Here is a 25,829-nt window from a genome sequence, read left to right as displayed (position 1 = left end):
TTGCCGATAAGGGACTTGCACCCTCTAGATAAAATTCCTACTTTTGAGGAATTGGAAGTGCATGCAAGGCACACACAATGAATTAAGCTGGCTTGGGCACCTGTTTTTTCCTGGGCTATTTGATGGGGAGCACAAATTCGAGGTTATCAATAATGGAAATGGAAGCACAACTTTTCGGCATAGTGAAAAATTTACTGGAATATTGATTCCATTATTCAAAAAAAAATTAAGTATAAATACGAAAAATGGCTTTGAGAATATGAACAAGAAATTAAAAGAACTTGCTGAACAAAGATAATCTTGTAGCTTTGAAATTAAAACTTCTTAATAGATTTTATCACAGAAGACTAATAGATGTAATGGATTCATTTTGCTGTCATCAAATTGGCTATACTAATACAATAGATTTATAACAGACAAATGTTGATTCCTCAATCTTGCAGACAAATATCGACAGTTGGAATAATTTATTTTCTGATGATTTTAAAATAATCGAATATTGTATTCTAAATCCCTAAATTTGAGCTATGAAAAAATCAATCGTTATTTTGTTGCATATTGGTTTTTGGTTGTGCTATTTATTGTTAATAGCAATTATGTTGGCTGTTTTTTATAGAAGTAGTAATCAAGCTGTAGATCAAACAGAAAGAGTTTTGAATGCCTTTAAATCCCTTTTTTTGTTTGCTTTTCTACCATCATTTCTTACATTTTACGGTTGCTATTCAATAGTTTTTCCAAAATACTTACAACAAAAAAAGTTTTTCTTATCCTTTATTTTTGGCATACTGATTTCATTAGTCGCTTCGATAATAGCTTATATCCTAATGCGATATTTAATTGAATCTGGTTCACTTATTGACATGGATAAAGGTGGCGTAAATGGCAGATCTACAGCTATTAGAACAATAATTTTTATGAGTTTTATTGCTTCAATAGTGGGTTTAGCTGCACTTATCATCAAAGGTTTTATTACTTGGTTTAATGAAATAAAATTAAAAGAAGAGTTAAAACAAAAAAATCATGAAACAGAGATGGCATTGATTAAATCCCAGCTAGATCCTCATTTCCTATTTAATACGCTAAACAACATCGATGTACTGATTTTAAAGGATGCTATAGAAGCTTCCATTTATTTAAATAAACTATCCGATATATTGCGTTTTATGCTCTACGAAACCAAAACGGATGAAATTTTACTTAAAAAAGAGATTGAATATATAGAGAAGTACATCGAATTACAAAAAATAAGAACGGCAAATGCAAATTATGTAAACTTTCAAGTTATAGGTAATCCAGCAAACATAACAATAGCTCCAATGGTTTTTATCCCATTTATTGAAAATGCTTTCAAACATAGCACGAATAAGAAAATTGACAATGCAATTACTGTTCAGCTATTTATTAATAAAGAAAACATCATATTTGTATGTAAAAACAAGTTCGATTCCAACCGAAAAGTGATTCAAGAAAGTAATGGTTTAGGAAATAATCTTATTCAAAGACGATTAAATTTGATTTATCCAGAGCAACATCTATTAGAATTAGACAATCAAATTAACTTGTATAGTGTAAAATTAACAATCAAAAATGGATAAATATTCTTGTATTATAATCGAAGACGAACCCTTGGCGCTGGAGAGAACCAAGAGTTTTGTATGTAAAATACCTTTTTTGAATTTATGCGGCACGTTTGAAAATGCACTTGATGGTCTGGCGTATTTAAAATCGAATAAAGTCGATTTGCTTTTTTTAGACATTAATATGGATGAATTATCAGGTATCGAATTGCTGGAAAGTTCAAAAATAGAAAGTCAAGTAATTATAACTACAGCTTATCAAGAGTATGCAATAAAAGGATATGAACTCAATGTAACCGACTATTTATTAAAACCATTTACATTCGACAGATTCTTAAAAGCAGTAAACAAAGCACAAGAAAATAGTACTCAACCTTTACAAAATTCTCAACAAGACTTTATTTTTGTTAAAACTGAAAATCGACTAGTAAAAATCGATTTTAGCGATATTTTATTTATAGAAGGTATGCGAGATTACCGTAGAATTCATACTATAAATAAAAGAATTATGACGCTTCAAAATTTTAGTGAACTCGAACAAATCATACCCTCTAATTTGGTTTGCAGAGTGCATAAATCCTACATGGTTGGGATAAACAAAATAGAATCTATCGAAAGGATGAGAATTAAAGTATCTAATCAGATAATTCCAATTTCAGAAACTTATAAAGAACTGTTTTTTAATATGATAAACAGCAGAATATAACTTTTTTTATCAAAAGTCTTGCAGAATTAAAATACTAGTTTGCAGACATCCTCACTTACTTCGCATAATAAAATTGTAGCCCTAGCTCTATTCTTGGACTTTTGTATAAAATAGTAACAATTTATACAAAAGAACAATTATGGAAAAGCTTATCTATACCTATTTACTACTGTCTATTTTATCTGTATTTGCTTATTTTCTTTATTCAATCTTTATAGAAACTAAAATTGCTAACTCAATTTCTAGAGTACAATACAATTCGAATAGCCCATCAAGAAAACAATTAATTACAACTCAAATTATTGATAATCAAACTAAATTTTACATAAGTCCTATTCAACTTCATTTTTGTCCTATCCTACAATTTACTCCTAAAAGTACTTTTGCGGAATGAATTATTTGAAGACACAATTATAGATTTCAAGTCAAATTATTTTAATCACCCTTATTATGAAAACAAAAACTTCAATTTCAATTATCCTATTATTTATTGGATTCCTAATTAATGCACAGAATACAAAGCAAAACCTATTAGATGGTTCTTGGATGGGAAAAACGAACACCAAAGAATTAGCATCATCTGAATTAGTGCTTTTTAGATTTGAATTGAAAAACAATTCGATAAAAGGTTTTATGGATTTTCCTGATAAAAGATTAAAAGATATTTCACTTGATAAAGTTTGGATTATTAACGATAGCGTTTTTGCAGATGCTCGAAAATCGTTGGGTTGGGCAGAATCTGCTCCATTGATTTTTAAAGGAAAAATGATGCCCGGAGATTCTATTATTAACGGAATGTGGGGTGGTAATACGCCTTTAAAATTAAGCCGAACCAACTTTGTTTTTCAACTAAAAACAAATCTAAATCCAAAGATTGCAGGTTATAAAATCATAAAGTTAATTGAAACCACACCCATTAAAGATCAGCAAGCTACTGGTACTTGTTGGAGTTTTGCTACCACATCCTTTATAGAGACAGAAGCTATTAGACTTGGCAAAAAACCTATCGTACTTTCCCCTATGTTTTTTGTTAGACCCACTTATATCAATAAAGCCGAAAATTACATCAGAAGAAATGGAGCTAGTGCCTTTACGGAAGGAGATTTAACTTTTAGTGTTTTGAAAGCATACAAAGAATATGGTGCAATTCCAGAAAGTGTTTATTCCGGAAAAAATGATTCTGACAGTAAACATGACCATGCAGATATGAATAAAGCCTTACTAGAAAAGGTGAAATTTTATGTGAATTCTCATGGTAATTTAACTCCTGAACTTTATCGAAAAGACATGGATATAATCTTAACCCAAACTTTGGGAAAAGTTCCAGATACTTTTATTCACGACGGAAAGCAATTCACTCCAAAGTCATTCGCAAAAGAAATGATTGGAATCAATCCCGATAATTATTTGGAAATCACCTCCTTTACCCACCACCCTTTTTATTCAAAGTTTACTTTAGAGATAGAGGCAAACTGGAATAACAATCAGTATTTAAATCTACCATTGGCTGATTTCGTTTCTGTGATTGACCATGCCTTATTGAATAATTATTCCGTTTGTTGGGATGGTGACATTTATGAAGGATTTAAAAATGGTTTTGCAGTATTAGACAATACTAAAATCATTACTCAACAAATTAGACAGGCAGCATTCGATAATCGTACTACTGAAGATGTGCATAACATGCACATTATTGGTTTAGCAAATGACGAAAAAGGCAATACGTTTTATATTCTAAAAAACTCATCCGACAATAATGATTGTGGAGGATATTTATATATGTCGAAAGAATATCTATTACTAAAGACAATTTCTGTAATGGTCAATAAAAATGCCATCCCTAAAGAAATAAGTAAAAAAGTAGGCAAAAATCTATAATGCCTTTACAAATTGAAATCAAATAATACTTCTAAAAAATAAAAAAATGAATGCAAAATTAATTTATCTCCTATCTGCAACACTGTTGCTTTATTTTAATAGCATGTTCTCTCAAGACATAAACACAAGCAACCTATCAGCTCAAAAATTCACTTTAAGCGGAACGGTTACCGATGCCAAAAGCAACGAAACTATAATTGGTGTCAATGTGTATATTCCCGAACTAAAAACAGGAACAATTACCAATGAATATGGCTTTTATTCCATCACAATTCCTAAAGGCAACTATAAAGTACAAGTGAGTTTTATGAGTTTCCAAACGCTAACAGAAAGCGTAAACCTCAACAAAAATACCAAAAGTAACTTCAAACTTTTCAGTAGCGAAGAACAATTACAAGAGGTGGTTGTTACAAAAGATCGAAAAGCAACCAACATCCGAAAAGCAGAAATGAGTATCAATAAACTTTCTATTGCTACAATAAAAAAGATGCCTGTCGTTCTTGGAGAAGTGGATGTGCTGAAATCGTTGTTGCTTTTGCCTGGCGTTACCAATGCTGGTGAAGGAGCTTCTGGTTTTAATGTTCGTGGCGGTGGTGCAGACCAAAATTTAATACTTCTGGACGAAGCAACAATTTTTAACTCTTCGCATGTTTTTGGATTCTTTTCAGTCTTTAATCCAGATGCAATAAAGGATTTGAAATTGTACAAAGGTGGCATCCCAGCGAGATTTGGAGGAAGAGCTTCTTCAGTTTTAGATATGTATCAAAAAGATGGAAGTAGTTCTGGTTTTCACATGAATGGTGGCATCGGATTAATTTCTAGTCGATTATTAGCCGAAGGACCAATAGTAAAAGATAAAGGTTCCTTTCTTATAGGTGGCCGTGCATCGTATGCGCATCTATTTTTAAAACTCTCCGAAGAGCAAAAAAACAATGCCGCTTATTTCTATGATTTAAATACAAAATTATCATACAAGCTAAACCCAAACAATAATTTGTTCTTATCGGGTTATTTTGGTAGAGATGTCTTTAGTTTGAATAAAAGTTTTACAAATACCTATGGAAACTCGATATTAAACTTGCGTTGGAATCATTTGTATAATGACAAATTATTTTCAAATCTATCAGTAATTTACAGCGATTATTACTTTGGATTAGGTTTGGATTTAGCTAATTTCAAATGGGATTCTGGCATAAAAAACTACAATATAAAATACGATTTCAAGAATTATATATCCGATAAATTCAAATTGAATTTTGGTGTAAATAGTATTTATTATGATTTTAATCCAGGAACAATATATCCAACAAGTATAAATTCAGGAATAAATTATAAGCAATTAGATAAAAAATATGCTTTTGAACCTGCAATTTATGTCGCTGCCGAACAAGAGATTTCAAAAAAGATTTCGCTTTCCTATGGTTTACGATACAGCCTTTTTTATAGACTGGGTCAATCCAATATAAATCTTTATACTAATAACGAACCTGTAACTTTTGATCAATACACACAGACCTACCAAAAAGCAACCCCAATCGGAACCCAATTTTATGACAAAAACAAAGTAATTAAAAGCTATAATTATTTAGAACCTCGATTTTCTATTGCTTATGAATTAGATAAAAATCAATCTATAAAAGCAAGTTACAATAGAATGGTACAGTATTTACAATTAGTTTCCAATACTTCATCGCCTACTCCATTGGATGTTTGGATGCCAAGTGATAATTATATCAAACCACAAATTGCAGACCAAGTGGCTTTGGGTTATTTCAAAAATTTTAGTGATAACAACTATTCCTTTGAGGCAGAAACTTTCTATAAAAAAATCCAAAATAGAATGGATTATATAGATAGTGCTGATTTAGTAGCTAACGAAGCTATTGAACAAGTGATACTCAACGGTCAAATGCGTTCGTATGGTTTAGAACTGATGTTACGCAAAAATGAAGGCAAATTAACAGGTTGGATTTCCTATACTTTATCAAAATCAGAACAACAAACTCCAGGAAGAAACAGTTCAGAAATTGGCATCAATAATGGACAATGGTATAGTTCTGCATATGACAAATTACATAACCTTGCCGTTACAAGTTCCTATAATCTAAATAAAAAATGGAGTTTTGGTGCAAATTTTATCCTACAGTCAGGTCAGCCAGTAACTTATCCAAATGGTCAATATACCTATCAAGACATTGTAGTTCCTAGTTATGGATTGAGAAACGAAAACAGATTGCCAGTTTACCACCATTTAGATATTTCTGCAACGCTAACGCCTCATAAAAACGACAAACGGAGCTGGAAATCAGAATGGGTATTCAGTATCTATAATGTGTACAACCGTAAAAATGCAGCTTCAATAAATTTCAAGCAAAATGCCGATACTGGAAATAATGAAGCCTTAAGAACCTCAATTTTCGGAATGGTTCCTTCGGTAAGTTATAATTTCAAATTTTAAAAAATAAATACAAATAAGATGAAAAATAAAATAAACATAATAATCGTACTATTCACAGCCGTTTTTTTTAATAGCTGTCAAGATGTAGTTGACATTCCTTTAAATACTGAAAACCCAAAATTAGTAATTGATGCATCCATCATTTGGCAAAAAGGTACAACGGGTAACAACCAAGTAATAAAACTTTCAACCACTACTGATTTTTATACCAACGTAATACCGCCAGTTTCTGGAGCAACGGTTTTTATAAAAAATAGCTCTAATATAATATTCAACTTTACAGAAACACCTAATACAGGAATATATTTGTGTAACAATTTTATTCCTGTAATTGATGAAACCTACTCATTAACGGTTATAAATAATGGACAAAATTACACAGCTAAAGAAACATTAAAATCAGTTGCGGTAATAACTTCAGTAACACAAGAAAAGCAAAGTGGTTTAGGAACCGACTTTCTTAAATTAAAAACTTTTTTCAATGACCCAGCTAACGCTGAAAATTATTATCTGTACAAATACAAATTCTCTAAAAACCTAAAACCAGAATATTCCGTTGATGATGATCAGTTTTTTCAAGGTAACAACTTCTTTAGTCTCGTACTTGAAGAAGATACAGCAGCTGGACAAACGGTCGAAATTACCCATTATGGAATTTCAAAAGCGAATTATAATTACATGACAATTCTGTTAGGTGTGGCAGGAAGTTCTGGCGGAGGTCCATTTCAAACTCCTCCAGCTACTGTGAGAGGAAATATAAAAAATGAAAGTAATTTTGACAATTATCCTCTTGGCTATTTCAGATTAAGCGAATCGGATGTAAGAAATTATACTATTCAATAGATTAAGTACAAATCATATCTAAACGACAACGACCAATCTGATTTTAAAACAAACACAATTATTATTAACCTTCCTATCATAAGACTTATGAAAACGATTACCACTAAACAAAGAATCTTAAATGCAACTTTAACTAGAATACTACTTGGGCTTGTAGTATGTTTTATTGCCTTTATTTTGGCACAACAAGTAACAGGAAAATTACTTGATTTAACTGTTGCTGATAAAAATTACAGAAACCTGATCAAGGGCATAATTTCATCTGCTGCGGTTGTTTTAGCCTATATCTATTTTTTTAAAAAATATGAAAAAAGAACCATCACGGAATTTTCAAGTAAAGGAATGGCAAAATATATTATCACTGGAGTGATAGTAGGAGTGCTATTGCAATCCCTGACAATATTAGTAATTATTCTTAATGGCAGTTTTGAAATAGTATCTATCAATCCTTTTTCCGATATGATTATTCCATTCACGGTAGCATTTTCGGTTGCCATTTTTGAAGAAATTTTAATAAGAGGGATTATTTTTCGAATTGTGGAAGAAAAATTAGGTAGCTACATTTCTTTACTCATAACAGCAATTATTTTTGGAGCTTTGCATTTAGCAAATCCAAATAGCACTTTAATGTCAGGATTGTGTGTTGGTATTGAAGCAGGTTTTTTAATGGGTACTGCTTATATTTATTCTAGAAATCTATGGTTTCCAATTGCAATACATTTTGCTTGGAATTTTATGCAATCAGGAATTTTTGGAGCAATTACATCTGGTAATAAAAAAACATCCAGCCTACTAACTACTAAAATAGCAGGCAGTCAATTATTTACAGGAGGAGAATTTGGACCAGAAGGAACGATACAAGCTATAATTTTTTGTTCTTTGGCTTCAATCGTATTGTTGATATTAAGTGGAAATAAAATAATCAGTCCACATTGGAGAAAGTAAAAACTATAAAAAATGGTAACAGTTTTTTTCGTTACCACTGTAAAAATCTAGTTGAACTATAAATTTTAAGGGTTTACAAAGATTGATAACGATTTAAAATTAAAAAGGATAAAACAAGTTGTATGCCATTTATACAGAAATTCATAAACTTTAAAGAGAGACAAACTTGGAAAGAGAAAATAAAAAAAACTATAGACAATGTTTAATTAACAAAATGGAAGGATTAGTTGAACAAAGAGAAGTAACTATCGAAACAATTAAAACGACCTACTTGTTATGTGGAAATGGTGAACCTGTAATTTTCCTGCACGGAGCTGGTGCAGGTGCTGTTACTTGGTATCCATCAATTAATACAATCTCTAAAAATTTTCAAGTGTTAGCACCAGATATAGTTGGATATGGAGAATCTGACAAACCTGATGCGCCTTATAATAGACCCTATTTTTCGAAGTGGCTCAAAGATTTCATGAAAGAATTGAAAATATCAAAGGCTCATATTGTCGGATTGTCTCAAGGTGGCGCTATTGCGTTGCAGTTTGTCATAGACAATCCCAAAATGGTTGATAAACTTGTTTTAGTTGATGCTGCAGGATTAGGTGCAAAAGTTTCTTTTTGGCCTTTGATTGGAATGATATGGATGAATTGTTTTCCATCATCAATGGCAAATCGTTTTAATTCACCTTATCTAATCCATAAACCAACAAACAGAGACTCAAATCATATTGGCTACTCAATAGACGTTCTCAAATCTAAAGGAGGAAAAAATGCATTTAAGCAAGGACGTGGAACCGCTGTTTCGAAAATACCAGAAGAATTATTAAAGCAAATAATAAATGAAACACTCATCATTTGGGGGAAAGATGATAAATTATTTTCTATTGAATATGGTGAAGCAGCAGCTAAAATTATCCCAAATGCAAAGCTTCATGTAATTCAAGATGCTGGACATTTGCCGTTAATGGATCAGCCAGAAATTTTCAATAAAATTCTTGATGACTTTTTAAAAAGCAAATAAAAACAACCGTTAATACAAGTATCGCTTCAACTTACCTCTTAGAGAAAAATCCTGAATGGTGATTTCATCCAAAAAGCCTTTTGACACTAATTCAAATGCATTAAATTCTTTTGGGGGCTTGGCTTTTTCCTCAAAATACAGGTGTAATGTTTCTTCTGAATTGCTGGCAGAAACCACTTCAAAGTGTTCTACTAAAAAATCGGGCAGCATCAATTTTAAAAGGTCTATAGAAGTTATCTCAAATTGTTAGATTGGCAAATTTCTCATTTTTTTTCGACATTTCCTCCCCAGGTTTTGTTCTTGATCCCTTAATGTGGATCAAGAGGATCAATCCCTAAAAAAATTAAAATTAGGGTCTCGCTAAAGCTCCTAAAGCTTTGCAAAAATTCGTACTAACAACCAGTTCTGGACATACTAATTTAGCATCTGCATGGGACTTCCCCAATCTTGCAGACAACGAATTTTAAATGCTCTAATAACTTGGAGTTGTTTTAAATTAGTTCCAATGTTCGTTCCAAAGCCATTCCTCGTGATCCTTTAATGAGAATCATAGTATTTTTTAATTGACCGAGTATTAAATCTTTTGAAAACGCATCAAAGGTTTCATAAAAATGAAAATTACTTTTCTCTATTTTATTGTAATAGAAATCTTTCCCAACAAAATAACAATTTATTTTTTCTTCATTCAAAAGTAAATTAACAACTTCTTTATGCTCTTTTACGCTTTGCTCGCCTAGTTCAAACATATCTCCTAAAACAGCAATTTTATTTGCTTTATCTAATTGTATAAAATTAGCAATAGCCACTGCCATACTGCTGGGATTGGCATTATACGCATCGAGAATAATTTCATTGGATTTTTTGTAAACCAATTGGGATCGGTTATTTTCTGGAATATAACTCTCTAATGCCTCTTTTATGGCATTGTCACCAACATCAAAATATTTCCCCATGGCAATGGCCACATTAATATTGTTTGCGTTATACAATCCAATAAGATGTGAAATAATTTGAATGTTTGAAAAAGTAATTTCAACGAATGGATTTGCCCTAACAGCACTAATATTGATCTTGGCTGTAGTTTTATTTACACCAAAAGAATAAGTGTTCATATTGCCTGTTTTTTCTACTTGAATAGGATCATCAAGGTTTACAAAAACTATCTTATTATTTTGCGAAAGATAGGCATACATTTCACTTTTCCCTTTAATCACGCCTTCTATCCCTCCAAAACCTTCCAGATGGGCTTTCCCAAAATTAGTGATATACCCGTAATCCGGCTGTGCGATTTGACACAAAAACTCAATTTCCTTTTGATGGTTGGCTCCCATTTCAACAATGCCAATTTCTGTTTGGGAAGTAAACGAAAGCAATGTGAGAGGAACTCCGATGTGGTTGTTCAAATTCCCTACCGTCGCTTTTGTAACATATTTTTTAGAAAGAACCGCATTAATCAGTTCTTTGGTTGTTGTTTTCCCATTGCTCCCTGTCAAGGCAATGATAGGTAATTTTAGATACTCCCGATGAAATTTAGCTAATTCTTGTAATGCGACCAAACTATCTTCTACAAGCAAAGTTCTCTCATCAATAAAAAAGGCTGCATTATCTATAATCACAAAAGACGCTCCTTTTTCCAACGCTTCTTTGGCAAAAGTATTGGCATCGAACCGATCTCCTTTAATTGCAACAAAAAAAGAATTGGATTGAATTTTTCTGGTATCAATTGAAATCGAATTGCATTTCAAGAACAAATTATGAATGTCTTTAATATCCATCTAAAATAAGTTTAAAAAATAAAAGCCCTAATGAAAGGGCTTTTAAAGTATTGTATGTTTGAATTAATTTCTTGCACTTTTCTTTTTGTCGGCTTTTGGACCAACTCTAGACATCGCGCATCTAAATCCTATATAGTCTGTTGCCATATCTTGAGGAAAGTATCTTCTTTGTGCTGGGTCCAACCAATAGGCTCTGTCTCTCCAAGACCCCCCTTTATAGACTCTCACATCGTCGTTAACCAAAGTAGTTCTCTTGTTAGATTTATCAAATTTTCTAACCATTTTACCCAAACTATCTACCGTAACGTTATGCTCTGGAGAATCATACATCTTGTGTTTTTCTTTCGATTTGGCATCTTCTTCTTCCGATGAACCAAAATCAAAATATCTAGTAGATTGCTTATCACCATCTCTGTAATTTCTTTCGTCACTTTTGTCAAAATTCTGTCTCAAATAGGTCTCTTTTTCATCAACTGGAACTTGTTTAATTTGACCCGAGAAATCTCTGGCTATTATTCTACCGTTTGATAAGGTATCAAATTTTTGGGTTTCACTTGTTACAAGTTCAACTTTTCCGTCTTCACCTATTTTATTTTTAGTATAAACATTCCCTCTAAAATAGTTAAAATCACTGGCTTCATCGTCAACAACAGGTCTGTAAACATCGGCAACCCATTCCGCCACGTTACCTGCCATATCATACAAACCAAAGTCGTTTGGAGGATATGATTTTACAATGTTAGTGATATCAGCACCGTCATCAGACCATCCAGCTATCCCACCGTAATCCCCTTTACCTTGTTTAAAGTTGGCCAATTGATCCCCTTTAACTTGTCTTTTTCCAGAACGGGTATAACTACCTGACCAAGGATATTTCTTTTGACCTTTATAAACATTGTATTCTCTTTGACCTACATCCGAGGCCGAAGCATATTCCCATTCAGCTTCTGTTGGAAGTCTATATTCCGGCAAAATAATCCCTGAAGTTCTTTGGGCATAAACGTTTTTAGCAGGTGTTTCAGTTGCAGGTTTGTCTTTAGAACCTTTTGTTTTTACAGGCTTAGCCTTAGAATTCTTCACTCCTTTTAAAACAATTTTATCGTCACCACCTAAAGCTTTAGAAGGTACGTTTAAATAAGTTTCCGTACTAAAAGTGGCATCTGGTTTAACGTCGGCAACCTTAGCATCTTTTTTTAAATACCCTTGGGTTTCGAGTGTATTTTCGTTTACACGATCCGTTCTCCATTTACTAAATTCTACTGCCTGAATCCAGTTAACTCCCACCACTGGGTAATTTGCATAAGCTGGGTGTCTTAAATAGTTATTAGTCATCGTTTCGTTATATCCTAATCTTTTTCTCCAAACCAACGTATCAGGTGATGCCCCTTCATAGATATTTTTGTAGTTCTCCTGTTCTGGTGGAAAAACTCTTTTAAGCCAATCTAAGTACTCCATATACATTAAGTTGGTAACTTCCGTTTCATCCATATAAAAGGACTGGACGTGTTGTTGATTTGGAGAGTTATTCCAATCATGCATGACATCATCCTGAACCTTACCCATGGTAAAAGTACCCCCTTCTACGAACACTAAACCTGGTCCAGTCGCTTGTTTTTTGAAATTAGAAGCGTACTGAAATCCCCCTTTTTTATCGTTGATTTTCCAGCCAGTAGCCTTTGACCCAGTTTTTGAACTGGATTTTTTACCACAACTTGTAGCAAGACCTAAAACTACCACCGCAGACAGCAATAATTTAAAGGCCATAATTTTGTTTACTTTCATATATAGATATTTATCGTTTTTTAAAGGTCATACGTAATTACCATATTTTCATTCCGTTTTATATTGAATTCTAATATGCTTTTTTTATACTTCCGACGGATAATAAATTTCGAGGCGCAATATATGAATTTACCTTAATACTGCAACCTCATTGTTTAAAATAATAATAAAAATGTATCTGATTAAATAATTACTTTCAGCTACAACGCAAAATTAAAATAAATATTACAATATTTACATTAAATAATTTATTTTTACTTCCCGTAATATTTTACCCACTACTGCGTTATATCTCATGATGAAAAAAATAATATTCGCTCTGTTAACCCTATCTTCTTTTGTTTGTTTCAGCCAACAAAAAGGAGACGTTATTATTAGTTGGACTCCAAAATCCACACTGCAATTTGGCACTTATAAATTAAGCATTCCTCAGTTTAATCCTCTAAATTTCCAATTTGACAGCTATAAAAAACAACTTTTTTTTAATTTAAAATTACCTCAATCTTCAATAATTAATGAGAACTCCCTGCAGATTACAAATGTAGTTTACGAAAGTATCCCTGACTCAGAACTTGGCGATTTGTCAACCGTTTCTATTCCTAATAAAATCAATGCCATTGCAAAGAATATGCAGGCAAGAGATAAATTCTCCGCATTAATTTCTCTTTCCCCTATTATTAAGGATACTAATGGGTATAAAAAGATCATATCTTTTACCTATAGTATAGAAAAAGGCAATACATCAAGAGTTGCACAACAAGTCAATGATTTTAACGGAATTACAAATTCGGTTTTAGCAAGTGGGGAATGGAAACGTTTTTATGTTACAAAATCAGGAATCTATCTCATAAGCAAAAGTTTTTTAAAACAAATGGGATTCAATGTGGACGCAGTTGACCCAAGAAAAATTAAAATTTATGGCAATGGAGGACGAATGATTCCACTAAAGAACAGCGAATATTATCCCGCAGATATAACTGAAAATGCCATTCAAGTCATTGGGGAAAGCGATGGAGTATTTAATGAGAGTGACTATGTTCTTTTTTATGCCGAAGGGGTTGACCAATGGAATGAAGACAGCCAGACAACCAATAATTTATACGATTCTAAATCCTACTATTATGTAAATATTCAAGGCGGAGACGGAAAAAGAATCCAGAATTTGCAGCAACCCAGCGAAAATAGCAACTTAGTGATTACTACTTTTGATGATTACCAATACCACGAATTAGATAAAACAAATATTGTCCGACTCGGAAGAAGATGGTTTGGAGAACAATTCAACATCGACAACGAACAGGATTTTGACTTTAATATTCCTAACATCGTCACATCCTCCCCAATAAACCTAAAAATTTACACAGGTGCCGCTTCTTTTGCAAGTACTTCATTTGAAGTCAAAGCAAACAACCAATCTGTAGGGACAATTTCTTTATCTGCGATCGGCGGCGCTTCCCAAGCCGACTTGTCTGACTTAAACACAACTATTCCAGCATCTGAAAATATAAAAATTACACTGAAATATAACAACAGTGGAGTTCCTGATTCAAAAGGGTATTTAGATTATATTTTTCTAAAATCTAAAAGAAACCTTAAGGGCTACGGAAAACAATTTCCATTTCAATATGACTTGGCTACACTGAATGTCGGAATCGGAGAATATCAAATAACAAACGCAACTTCCATACAACAAATTTGGGATATTACAGACCTATATAATGTCACTAAAATAGTAAATCCCAATCAAAGTTCTCTCACATTCAAAGTCAATTTAGGGGAAATTAGGAAATACATCGCTGTTGACTCCAATGATTTTTATACTCCTTTAAAAGATTCCCAGACAGAGGTCACAAATCAAAACTTAAAAGGAACTATCTTTAATGATGCACTAGGAGAAAAAAAAGATGTTGATTATTTAATTATCACCCCCAGTTCCCTAGGATCTCAGGCTGAAAAGCTAGCTAATTTCCATAGGACTCACTCTAAATTGAATGTCAAAGTAGTATACCTAGAAAACATCTATCAGGAATTTTCTTCTGGAAAACAAGACATTGGAGCAATTAGAAATTTTGCCAAATATGTATATAACAACCGCATAATACCCGGAAACGAAGTAAAATATTTAAATCTCTTTGGAGATGCTTCTTATGATTTCAAGAATCGAATTTCGATTTCATCAAATATTGTACCCATATATCACGCATTAAATAGCTTTACATTAGGAGAGGCTTCATTTGCATCTGATGATTTTTTTGGTTTGATGAATGACAACGAAGGAGATATTGACAATTTTCAAGGAAGCTTAGATATTGCTGTGGGAAGAATGATTGCCAATTCGAACACGCAAGCCGATGAATTAGTTAACAAAGTCATTGACTACCATGATATAAAATCCTATGGTAACTGGCGTAATAATTTTGTAGTAATTGCCGATGATGCCGACAAAACCAGCGACGCCTCTTTACAGTCGAAGATGAATAATTTAGCTGATACCGTTATAGCCCAAAAACCTTTCCTAAACGCAAAAAAAATATTGTTAGATTCTTACGTACAGGAAACTTCTTCAGGTGGCGCAAGATATCCTAAAGCACGTCAGGAAATATTCAACGCTTTTGAAAAAGGGGCATTAGTATTTAATTATTTAGGGCATGGTGGTGAAGATGGGTTGGCCCAAGAACGGATTTGGGAAAAATCAGACGGTCAAAACTTAAGTAACCGTTACAAATACCCTTTATTCATTACCATAACCTGCGATTTTTCTAGATTTGATAACCCTTTCAGACCAACGGCTGGAGAATATACCTATTGGAATCCCCGTGGAGGAGCAATATCAATGATTACAACCATTCGGGAAATTGGTCAAACAACAGGTGAGAATTTCAACGATACCTTATCACGATATCTATTTTCTTATGGTTCAAATGAGTATCCTTCCATAGCCGAAGCTTTACGTTTAGCCAAAAATGATTTTGTACCCCGTACGGATGTTGTATTCTATCTTGGCGATCCTGCATTGAAGTTAGATATTCCTGAGCAAAAAATAATTCTCACAAAAGTAAATGACAAACCAATAACTGGCTCAATTGACGATTTCAAATCATTATCTTATATAAAACTGACAGGAGAAGTAACTGACGAAAACAACAATACTCTGCCAAACTATAATGGCGAATTATCTGTGCAGATTTTCGACAAAGACATTATAAGAAGCACACTAAACAACGATTTCAACAGCCCAGCAATTCCTTTTAAAACATTAGGAGAAACTATTTTTAGAGGAAATGCTACAATTACAAATGGTCAGTTTGAATTTGGATTTGTAGTTCCAAGAGACATTACAATTCCCTTAGGCAATGGCAAAATTAGCTTTTACGGAAAAAGAGGTGAACTTCTTTTAGACAAGACCGGTTTTAATACCTCAATTAAAATTGGCGGGATAAATGCAAATGCTGCCGCAGACAATATAGCTCCAAAAGTTAAACTTTACATGAATGACCAAACCTTTATCTCTGGCGGAATCACGAATGGATCCCCAGTTTTTCTGGCTTTTTTAGAAGACGAAAACGGAATCAATACCGCAAGTGGCATCGGGCATGATATTATTGCCATTTTAGATGGGGACGAAAACAATCCGTACAAGCTCAATGATTATTATGAAACCGAACTTGATGATTATAAAAAGGGAAAACTAAAATTTCCTTTTCGAAATCTAGCTAAGGGATTACACACGATAACTTTTAAGGCATGGGATGTTTACAACAATTTCATTACCTCCGAAATGCAATTCATTGTAGTTGGAGATGAGTCTATTACATTAACAAACGTTTTAAACTACCCAAACCCGTTTGTAAATTACACCCAATTCTGGTTTACCCATAACAAACCCTTTGAACCACTGGAAGTTCAAGTACAAGTGATGACCGTTACCGGGAAAATAGTTTGGACAAAAAACCAAATCATTACTACTGATGGGTTTCTATCTAGAGAAATCACATGGGATGGCAAAGATGATTTTGGTGATAAAATAGGGAAAGGGGTTTATGTATATAAGCTAACGGTGAAATCTGTATTGACAAATACAAAAACAGAAAAATACGAGAAACTTGTTATCCTTTAATAAAATACTATATTTGTTAACTTTTTAAAAAATAAGAATGAAAAAAATTGCAGTAGCTCTGATATGTATATTAACAGTTCAATTATCAAAAGCTCAGGAAAGAGTTATAACTACAGGAGTTCCCTTTTTATTAGTCGCCGGTGATGCCCGTTCAGCAGGTATGGCGGATAATGGTGTTGCAACTTCCGCAGATGTATATTCTCAACAATGGAATCCAGCAAAATACGCTTTTTCTTTAGACAAACAGGGTTTTTCCGTAAGTTATACCCCTTATTTGACTCAATTAGTAAATGACATTTCGTTAGGACAGGTCACTTATTTCAACAAAATCAATGACAAAAGTGCCTTTGCTTCCAGCATTCGCTATTTCAGTTTAGGCGAAATCGAATTGAGACAAAATGCAGAAGATATTCCAAATGTTGTAAAGCCTGCTGAATATGCCTTAGATTTATCCTATGCGCTAAAATTAAGCTCTCGGTTTTCCACATCGGTTGCAGGCCGATACATCCGTTCAAATCTAAATATTCCTACAGAAGGGAAAAATTCTTCTGCAGCAAGTTCTTTTGCCTTCGATGTAGCAGGTTTCTATCAATCGGAAGAAAAGGCATTTAAAGATTTTAACGGAAAATGGCGTTTGGGATTCAATTTCCAAAATATAGGTCCGAAAATCAATTATGATCAAACCACGGATTCGACTATAGGATCTAATTTTCTTCCGGCTAATATGAAACTGGGAGGAGGATTCGATTTTATTTTAGACGAATTTAATAAAGTGGGACTAAATTTGGAATTCAATAAACTATTGGTACCGACACCTCAAGAACCTAAAGATTTAAATGGAGATGGCGAAGTTTCAACAGCTGAAAAAAATCAAAACAATATCGATTATAATAGCATCGGATGGACAGAAGGGATTTTCAAATCCTTTGGAGATGCGCCAGGCGGACTTAGTGAAGAATTAAAAGAATTCACCTATTCTGTTGGAGCGGAATATATGTATCAAGATTCATTTGCATTTCGCCTAGGTTATTTCCATGAAAGCCCATTAAAAGGGGCTCGAAAATTTTTATCAATTGGGACAGGATTTACCTATAATGTAGTAAAAATAGATGTTTCCTACTTATTCTCCGCCTCAAGCGTAAAAAATCCATTAGAAAACACCTTACGTTTCTCACTTAGCTTTGCGTTTGGAGATAAATACGGCGAATATTAACACAAATTAAATAATAACCTAAAAATCCAAATTTTAATCTTTAAAATTTGGATTTTTTTTCCAAAAAAAGTATGAAATTCGTCAAAACAAACTGGCAATCATTTTTATAGCTTGACAAAACACTTTTATTATAAAAACCAAAAACCACAAATGAAAGAAATTACAATCACATCAAAATTTTCAGTTTACGATACCCAACAGGAAATGCCTGTTGACATTCAAAATTTAATGGAACAAGCCATTGCCATCAGAAAAACAGCGTACGCCCCTTATTCAAAATTTAGAGTCGGAGCAGCTCTCCTTTTAGACAACGGAAAAATAGTTTTAGGTTCCAATCAAGAAAATGCAGCATATCCATCTGGTCTTTGCGCAGAGCGAGTTGCCATTTTTCAGGCTGGCGCCATTTATCCTGATGCTAAAATCGTAAAAATGGCCATTACAGCAGCTTCAGACACCAATACCACCGCATCTCCTATTCCGCCTTGTGGAGGGTGTAGACAGTCCATTTCGGAATATGAATTTAGACAAAATCAACCAATTGAAATTTATTTTATGGGCGAAATCGGTGTAGTTTACAAATCTGATTCTCTAAAAAACCTACTCCCATTTATGTTTGACAAAAACTTCTTGTAAAAAAGTTAAAAACTACTGTTTTAATTTTAGTTCTTACGGGGAATGTGCTATTTTTGCTCTTTTCAAATTTGTGTAAGATTTAAAATTAGGAAGAGATGACATTAAGACTATCCAATTTTTATTGCATTACACCATTTAAAATCATACACAAGAACAAATTATCCAAATGAAAGAAGTTACAAAAGAAGTTTATTTAAAGTGGTATGAAGACATGCTACTTTGGAGAAAGTTTGAGGACAAACTAGCAGCACTTTACATACAACAAAAAGTAAGAGGATTTCTTCACTTATATAATGGTCAAGAAGCCGTTTTAGCAGGTGCATTACATGCTATGGAGTTAGGCAAAGACAAAATGATTACTGCATACCGAAATCACGTGCAACCTATAGGAATGGGCGTTGATCCCAGAAGGGTAATGGCAGAACTTATGGGAAAAGTGACAGGTACCTCTAAAGGTATGGGGGGATCTATGCACATTTTCTCTAAAGAACACGGTTTTTATGGTGGTCACGGAATTGTGGGAGCCCAAATTCCAGTTGGAGCAGGAATTGCTTTTGCAGATAAATATTTTGAAACCGGCGGAGTAACATTAACTTATTTTGGCGATGGAGCTGCGAGACAAGGTTCCCTTCACGAAACTTTCAACATGGCAATGTTGTGGAAATTACCCGTAGTTTTCATAGTAGAAAATAATGGGTATGCTATGGGGACTTCTGTAGAGAGAACCGCCAATCATACTGATATTTGGAAATTAGGTCTAGGATATGAAATGCCTTGTGGACCTGTTGATGGCATGAATCCAGTGAAAGTTGCCGAAGCCATGTCTGAAGCCATAGACAGAGCACGTCGCGGAGACGGACCAACCTTTTTAGAAATGAAAACGTACCGATACCGAGGACATTCCATGTCTGACGCACAATTATACCGTTCTAAAGACGAAGTAGAAGAATACAAAAAAATTGATCCCATCACACAAGTTTTAGATGTGATAAAAGACCAAAAATACGCTACCGAAGCCGAAATTGAAGCAATTGATGCAAGGGTAAAAGATTTAGTAGAAGAATGCGTAGCATTTGCCGAAGAATCTCCTTTCCCTGAAATACAACAATTGTATGACGTAGTATACGAAGAAAAAAATTATCCATTTTTACCACACAAACTATAATTGAATTATGGCAAAAATTATCACCATGCCACGCTTAAGTGATACTATGACCGAAGGAGTTGTAGCTAAATGGCTTAAGAAAGTGGGAGATAAAATTAGCGAAGGTGACATCTTAGCAGAAATTGAAACCGACAAAGCAACAATGGAATTTGAATCCTTCAATGAAGGAACGCTCCTGCACATTGGAATCCACGAAGGCGAATCTGCCCCTGTTGATTCCCTGTTAGCAATAATAGGAAATGAGGGAGAGGATATAACACCTTTACTTTATTTAGGAAAACCCTCAAGTGTTCCAGCACCAGAAGCACCCCCCACACCTAAAGTAGAAGACAAAAAAGAAGAGGCAATAAATGCTACTGCACCAATCGCGTCATTACCAAAAGGAGTTGTCGTAGTAACGATGCCTCGTTTGAGTGATACCATGACTGACGGAACGGTAGCCACTTGGTTGAAAAAAGTAGGTGATGCCGTTGTCGAGGGCGATATTTTAGCCGAAATCGAAACCGACAAAGCAACAATGGAATTTGAATCTTTCAATGAAGGAACATTATTGTTTGTAGGGGTTCAAGAAGGACAAACTGCTCCTGTGGACAGTTTACTAGCTATCATTGGCCCTACGGGAACCGATATTACTGGTATTGCTGAAAACTACAAAAAAGACGGATCTCCCGTTGCCACTGCTTCTGAAAAAGTAGAAACATCAAAAGCAGAAACGGCCGTTGCCGCATCAGAAAAATCCGAAGAATCTGTACAAGTAATTTCTGACGGAAAAAGAATATTCATATCTCCTTTAGCCAAAAAAATCGCTGAAGAAAAAGGAATCAATATTGCGCAAGTAAAAGGTTCTGGAGAAAACGGACGCATCGTAAAAAGCGATATTGAAAACTTTGTGCCAATTGCCAGTACTCCAAAATCTGTTAGCATTTCACCAGCAACAAGTCAAAAAGCAGAAACTGCATCCGTAAAACCGTTCGTTCCTTCGGGAGAAGTTTTTACTGAAGAAATCAAGAATTCGCAAATGCGAAAAATTATTGCCAAACGTCTGGCAGAATCTTTATTTACAGCACCACATTACAACCTGGTTATTGAAGTAACTATGGATGAGGCAATGAAGTCAAGAGCCATAATTAATAGCGTTCCAGATACCAAGGTTTCCTTTAACGACATGGTTATCAAAGCAAGTGCTATGGCATTGAAAAAACATCCAAAAATAAATTCTCAGTGGAGAGAAGATTCCATTCTTATCAACCATCACGTGAATATTGGAGTTGCTGTTGCTGTTGAAGATGGATTAGTAGTTCCTGTATTACCTTTTACGGATGCTATGAATTTATCTCAAATTGGCGGTAGCGTAAGAGACCTTGCCGGAAGAGCAAAAAACAAAAAATTGTTACCTACCGAAATGGAAGGAAGTACATTTACTATTTCTAATCTTGGAATGTTTGGTATCACCGAATTTAACTCCATCATTAATCAACCAAATTCTGCCATCCTATCAGTCGGAGCCATTGTAGAAAAACCCGTGGTTAAAAACGGACAGATTGTAGTGGGAAACACCATGATGTTATCTTTGGCTTGTGATCACCGTACTATTGATGGCGCAACCGGAGCCCAGTTTTTACAAACTTTGAAACAGTATATTGAAAATCCAGTGACAATGCTGGCGTAATAAATTATTTTTATAAATTGAAATCCCATCTTTTTTAAATGAGATGGGATTTTTTTTGCATTATTTTTTTAAACTTTAATGCGTTGTATAATTGACAATATTTCATTTACAATATCTTCATAACGTTTGAAAATAGACACAATCAATAATATATAGTCAAAAAAATAACCTGATAAAATCAGGTTATTTTTTTGACTATATAACAGTTAATCTTACTGTTTCACCAACAAAAATTCTGAACGTCTGTTTAAAGCAAATTCAACTTCGGTACATTTATTTTTACAATTAACTTTAGGTTGAGACTCTCCAAATCCGTTTCCGGTAATTCTTGTTGCACTAATTCCTTTTGAGATAACATACTGAACCGTAGATTTAGCCCTTCTTTCAGAAAGATTCAAATTGTACTTATCATTCCCTCTAGAATCGGTATGTGATTTTGCGTATATAACCAGTTTGTCATTTTGAGACATTACGTAAACCAATTTATCCAATTCGGAGGCGCCTTGCTTGGTGATATTACTTTTATCAAATTCAAAATAGATTGGCTTCAGGATGATTTCTGTTTCCGTCACAATAACGTCAACAGGCTCTAATGGGGCTTCAATAGTATTTACACCGTTTTTAATCGGGGCTACGGGAAAAGATTTAGTCACAAATCCATCTTTAAATGCTTCAACAACGTAAGCCTTTTGGCATTCTGCATCATACAATACTTCTCCTTTTTCATTGGAAGTTTTGGTTTCTAACACTTTTTTCTTGTCGTCAGAAATAACCACTCTGGAATTCGCTAAAGGCTCTCCTGTTTTGGCATTTTTTACCACTGTAAGTATTTGTCCTTTGCATACTGGAACAGAAGAATAGATATTATCATCACCTGTACGATTACTAGATAAATAACCACTGTTTTTTTCTTTATTAAAGGTAAAAGCAAAATCGTCTTTCTCTGTATTTACGGGTTTACCAAGATTGACAGGCGGCTGTTGCTCTTTATTCAAATCTACAGAAAAAACGTCTAATCCCCCAAAACCAGTCAAGCCATTGGAAGCAAAATATAAAATGTTATCATCAGTAATAAAAGGGAAACTCTCATCACCCGGAGTGTTTATTTTATCCCCCAAATTCATTGGATTGCCATAAGTCCCATCAGCATTTACCATTACTTTCCAGATATCGAAACCACCTTTGGTTCCTGGCATATTCGATGAAAAATAAAGAACACTTCCATCCATTTTCACGGAAGGATTTCCCGCAGAATAACTTTTACTATTGAAAGGCAACGGTGTAATTGATACCCATTTGTCATTTTCTTTAACAGCCTTGTACAATCCGACTTGACCAAATTTTAATCTTTTGGCTTTTACTTTTTCAAATTGATTTTCTTTAAAACTTTCACTAGAGAAGAAAATGGTGTTGCCATCCTTAGTCATAGTCAATGGCCCTTCATGGTATTTTGAATTCAATTCCGCGATTGGAGTTGGATCTCCATAAGTCCCGTCAGTATTTAAAGTAGCTTGATAAAGATCTAAAAAGGGTTCGTCATTCCACCCATATTTTTTGTTACTCTCGTTTCTTGCACTAGCAAAATAAAGGACATTATTATAAAGAACCGCTCCAAAATCTGATTTATCAGAATTAATACTTAATGCCTCTACATCAAAAAGTTTTTCCTTATCAATTAATTTTGGAAGATAATTAGGGTTTTTACTAAATTCTATTGCTCTTAAATCACTTGGTTTCATGGATGCAAATATTTTCATCTGTACATTTGCCTCTTCATATTTGCTATTTGATTTCAACATTTGGGCATACCGATAATAGGTTTCAGCGTCTTGGTTAGATTTTACGGCTTGTGCATACCATTTTTCGGCTTCTACAGTATTGTACATATTAAAGTAGCCGTCTCCAAGTTGCTTGCTTACGTAACTATCCGAATTTCCTTTTTCGACCAATGCCAGATATTCTTGAACCGCTTGCACATATTCGAATCTATCAAACAATTGATCCGCTACTTTAGTGTTTTTATTTTGTGCAATAAGCGAAATACTCGCAAGCATCAAAAACAAAAGGGTATTAATTTTTTTCATTAACTAGTAAATTTATTATTAGAAAAACCTAGGAGAACGTGAAACTTTTTTCGACGACAATATATCATATAGCAATATGAATTCATGAGAGGAAGGTGTTGTAACATTCAAATCAGACATAACGTGATCGTATGCATATCCTATTCTTAATTCAGGTGTTATGGCAAAATTAACCATTAATCCAAAACTATCCTCTAATCTGTATGTGCCTCCAAGTTCGAATTTTTCTCTATACAAAAAATTTGCTGAAGCGTCGACTGAAGGTCTCACACGAAAAGCCGATTTCAACATAGCAGAAGGTTTGAACTTTAATTCGTTATTGATATCAAACACATAGCCCGCCGTTAAAAAATAATGTTCCACATCGGTACCATATTTTTTACCATCAAAGTCTAAATGTGCAGATTTAATCATGTTAGGAATCGAAATTGCAACATAGTATTTATCAGTATAATAAAAAGCTCCAGTGCCTAGATTAAAAGATATATTGTTAATATCTTCCCCAAAAACACCTTCTGAAGGATCGGGCAAGGACGATTGAATTTCTCTAAGCCCAATATTATGGAATGAAGCTCCCGCTTTTAATCCAAGTGCTAACTTATGGGTGTCATTAAATTTTAAAGTATATGAGAAATCGCCATATACATTTTGTTCCGTAACGGGCCCGATTTTATCAGAAATAACCGACAATCCTAATCCTACGTTTTTACCAACTGGTGAATGTCCGGAAAAAGTAAAAGTCGTTGGCGCATCTTCAATATTTACCCACTGTTTTCTATACAAAACTCCCAATGAAAGTCCTTCTTTTGAACCAGAATAGGCAGGATTAATAATATTCATATTATACATGTATTGCGTATAATGTGGGTCTTGTTGCGCTTTTACGTCAAAATAGGCAATCAGAACTAAAAGTGATGTCAAAAATATTTTGTTCATGTGTTTATTTTTTATTTTATTGGTCTGCAAAAAAGAACGCAGACCAATAAAAATTTATTTATTATTTTCCTCTGATTAAATAAATCCAACCTGTTTGTGGCGCCTCATTATAAAATTCAATAACATAATAATAGGTAGCACTCGGAAGGTCATCTCCGTTATTGGTCTGGCCTACCCATTGATCCGTGTAATTCATTTGACTATACACCTGAAGGCCATATCTATTGAATATTTCCAATTTTTTCACACCCATATTGACTAAATCAAAACTGTCATTTGAGCCGTTATGATCGGGCGAAATCCCTTTTTGGATATTACAAAAAATAGACTTAACAGTCACACTACTTGTAGTCTCACAACCAGTATCTGCTGACTTCACTGTTAACGAATAGTTCAAAGGAAACGTTTCTTTATCTGGAGTAGATGCAATTACAACAGATACATTCAAAGCATTTGAATTTTCTCCAATAGTAAATCCAGCATCATCCTTCCATTCATAATCAACATTATCAGGATTATAAGAACCCGCTACTGGCGTAGCTGTTAATACATATTGCTTCGCCTTACAATCTCCATTGATTTCAAATTGGATATTTGCAGGAAGAGGGTTTATTGTTGCCGATGCTACAAGCACAGAGGTACAACCATTTTCATTAGTAACTTTAAATGTATAATCAGTTGATGCCAATAAATTCAAAAATTCATAAGTAGTTCCTGAGCCTGACATAGGATTTCCTATAGAAGGTGTTATAATCCAAGATCCTGAATTTGGTAACCCACTAAATAAAACAGTTCCTGTGTTAACTGTACAAATAGGTTGTGTTATTTTATCTACAAATGGAGGTAAAGGTCTGTCAATTATAACAGTAATTTTTAAGCGGTTTACGCTCTCACATGACACCCCTGATTGTTCCGTCTGCGTAGCATAATAATCTTTACCGTCAACCAAAGCATCAGTAGATAGTAATGCCGAACCGCCTATTGCTGCCGAATACCATTTTATGACGTTGGTTCCTGTGGCTGTTGCCTTTAA

Annotated in this window: 18 protein-coding genes; 12 read left to right on the top strand and 6 right to left on the bottom strand. The window is 33.9% G+C overall.

Annotation, left to right across the window (positions count from 1 at the left end; translation table 11 throughout):
- Positions 1-527: 527 nt before the first annotated feature.
- From DB895_RS13645 to DB895_RS13610, 7 genes are all read left to right on the top strand, one after another.
- Positions 528-1,595 carry a sensor histidine kinase gene (locus DB895_RS13645; RefSeq protein WP_116725921.1) on the top strand — a complete coding sequence of 356 codons (1,068 nt, stop codon included), beginning with the start codon at positions 528-530 and terminating at the stop codon, positions 1,593-1,595.
- Positions 1,588-2,283, top strand: coding sequence for a LytR/AlgR family response regulator transcription factor (locus DB895_RS13640; protein WP_116725920.1), 696 nt, complete (start codon positions 1,588-1,590; stop codon positions 2,281-2,283). The genes DB895_RS13645 and DB895_RS13640 overlap by 8 nt, the downstream gene beginning before the upstream one ends.
- A 450-nt stretch (positions 2,284-2,733) precedes the next feature.
- Positions 2,734-4,161 (top strand): C1 family peptidase, encoded by a 1,428-nt coding sequence (locus DB895_RS13630; protein WP_116725918.1) that lies wholly within the window; start codon positions 2,734-2,736, stop codon positions 4,159-4,161.
- A 46-nt stretch (positions 4,162-4,207) separates the two neighbouring features.
- Positions 4,208-6,619 carry a TonB-dependent receptor gene (locus DB895_RS13625; protein ID WP_116725917.1) on the top strand — a complete coding sequence of 804 codons (2,412 nt, stop codon included), beginning with the start codon at positions 4,208-4,210 and terminating at the stop codon, positions 6,617-6,619.
- Positions 6,620-6,637: 18 nt separating this feature from the next.
- Positions 6,638-7,462, top strand: coding sequence for a DUF4249 domain-containing protein (locus DB895_RS13620; protein ID WP_116725916.1), 825 nt, complete (start codon positions 6,638-6,640; stop codon positions 7,460-7,462).
- Between the two features lie 87 nt (positions 7,463-7,549).
- Positions 7,550-8,407 (top strand): CPBP family intramembrane glutamic endopeptidase, encoded by an 858-nt coding sequence (locus DB895_RS13615; RefSeq protein ID WP_116725915.1) that lies wholly within the window; start codon positions 7,550-7,552, stop codon positions 8,405-8,407.
- A gap of 166 nt (positions 8,408-8,573) precedes the next feature.
- Positions 8,574-9,422 (top strand): alpha/beta fold hydrolase, encoded by an 849-nt coding sequence (locus tag DB895_RS13610; protein WP_208012185.1) that lies wholly within the window; start codon positions 8,574-8,576, stop codon positions 9,420-9,422.
- A 9-nt stretch (positions 9,423-9,431) separates the two neighbouring features.
- On the opposite strand, the gene DB895_RS13605 is transcribed toward DB895_RS13610, so the two are convergent.
- The 3 genes from DB895_RS13605 to gldJ all read right to left on the bottom strand — a co-directional run bounded on the left by DB895_RS13605 (position 9,432) and on the right by gldJ (position 12,979).
- Positions 9,432-9,635 carry an ISAon1 family transposase N-terminal region protein gene (locus tag DB895_RS13605; protein WP_449404191.1) on the bottom strand — a complete coding sequence of 68 codons (204 nt, stop codon included), beginning with the start codon at positions 9,633-9,635 and terminating at the stop codon, positions 9,432-9,434.
- A gap of 278 nt (positions 9,636-9,913) precedes the next feature.
- Positions 9,914-11,197: a UDP-N-acetylmuramoyl-tripeptide--D-alanyl-D-alanine ligase gene (locus DB895_RS13600; RefSeq protein WP_116725914.1), complete on the bottom strand. Its 1,284-nt coding sequence runs from the start codon at positions 11,195-11,197 to the stop codon at positions 9,914-9,916.
- A 63-nt stretch (positions 11,198-11,260) separates the two neighbouring features.
- The gene (gene gldJ, locus DB895_RS13595; RefSeq protein ID WP_116725913.1) at positions 11,261-12,979 is read right to left on the bottom strand and encodes a gliding motility lipoprotein GldJ; all 1,719 of its coding nucleotides are present in this window, start codon (positions 12,977-12,979) and stop codon (positions 11,261-11,263) included.
- A 298-nt stretch (positions 12,980-13,277) separates the two neighbouring features.
- On the opposite strand from gldJ, the gene porU reads away from it, so the two are divergent.
- The 5 genes from porU (at position 13,278) to DB895_RS13570 (ending at position 21,776) form a co-directional block, all read left to right on the top strand.
- Positions 13,278-17,096, top strand: a complete 3,819-nt coding sequence (gene porU / locus DB895_RS13590; protein ID WP_116725924.1) for a type IX secretion system sortase PorU — start codon at positions 13,278-13,280, stop codon at positions 17,094-17,096.
- A 37-nt stretch (positions 17,097-17,133) separates the two neighbouring features.
- The gene (gene porV / locus DB895_RS13585; RefSeq protein WP_116725912.1) at positions 17,134-18,309 is read left to right on the top strand and encodes a type IX secretion system outer membrane channel protein PorV; all 1,176 of its coding nucleotides are present in this window, start codon (positions 17,134-17,136) and stop codon (positions 18,307-18,309) included.
- Positions 18,310-18,459: 150 nt separating this feature from the next.
- Positions 18,460-18,942, top strand: a complete 483-nt coding sequence (gene cdd / locus DB895_RS13580; RefSeq protein WP_116725923.1) for a cytidine deaminase — start codon at positions 18,460-18,462, stop codon at positions 18,940-18,942.
- A gap of 166 nt (positions 18,943-19,108) precedes the next feature.
- Positions 19,109-20,107, top strand: a complete 999-nt coding sequence (gene pdhA / locus DB895_RS13575; protein WP_116725911.1) for a pyruvate dehydrogenase (acetyl-transferring) E1 component subunit alpha — start codon at positions 19,109-19,111, stop codon at positions 20,105-20,107.
- A gap of 7 nt (positions 20,108-20,114) precedes the next feature.
- Entirely contained in the window at positions 20,115-21,776 is a 1,662-nt protein-coding gene (locus DB895_RS13570) for a pyruvate dehydrogenase complex dihydrolipoamide acetyltransferase (protein WP_116725910.1), read from the top strand.
- A 212-nt stretch (positions 21,777-21,988) separates the two neighbouring features.
- Here DB895_RS13570 and DB895_RS13565 read toward each other — a convergent pair whose 3' ends face one another.
- The 3 genes from DB895_RS13565 to DB895_RS13555 form a co-directional block, all read right to left on the bottom strand.
- Complete coding sequence (locus DB895_RS13565; RefSeq protein WP_116725909.1) at positions 21,989-23,860, bottom strand: OmpA family protein; 1,872 nt, start codon at positions 23,858-23,860, stop codon at positions 21,989-21,991.
- 18 nt (positions 23,861-23,878) lie between these two features.
- The gene (locus DB895_RS13560; RefSeq protein WP_116725908.1) at positions 23,879-24,796 is read right to left on the bottom strand and encodes a PorP/SprF family type IX secretion system membrane protein; all 918 of its coding nucleotides are present in this window, start codon (positions 24,794-24,796) and stop codon (positions 23,879-23,881) included.
- 61 nt (positions 24,797-24,857) lie between these two features.
- Positions 24,858-25,829 (bottom strand): T9SS type B sorting domain-containing protein (locus DB895_RS13555; RefSeq protein ID WP_133242683.1); only part of this gene is annotated, 972 nt, incomplete at its 5' end.

It is taken from the genome of Flavobacterium psychrotolerans (assembly GCF_003097635.1).
GTDB lineage: Bacteria > Bacteroidota > Bacteroidia > Flavobacteriales > Flavobacteriaceae > Flavobacterium > Flavobacterium psychrotolerans.
Note: the sequence above shows the minus strand (reverse complement) of the source record. Positions and strands in the feature narration are given on the sequence as shown.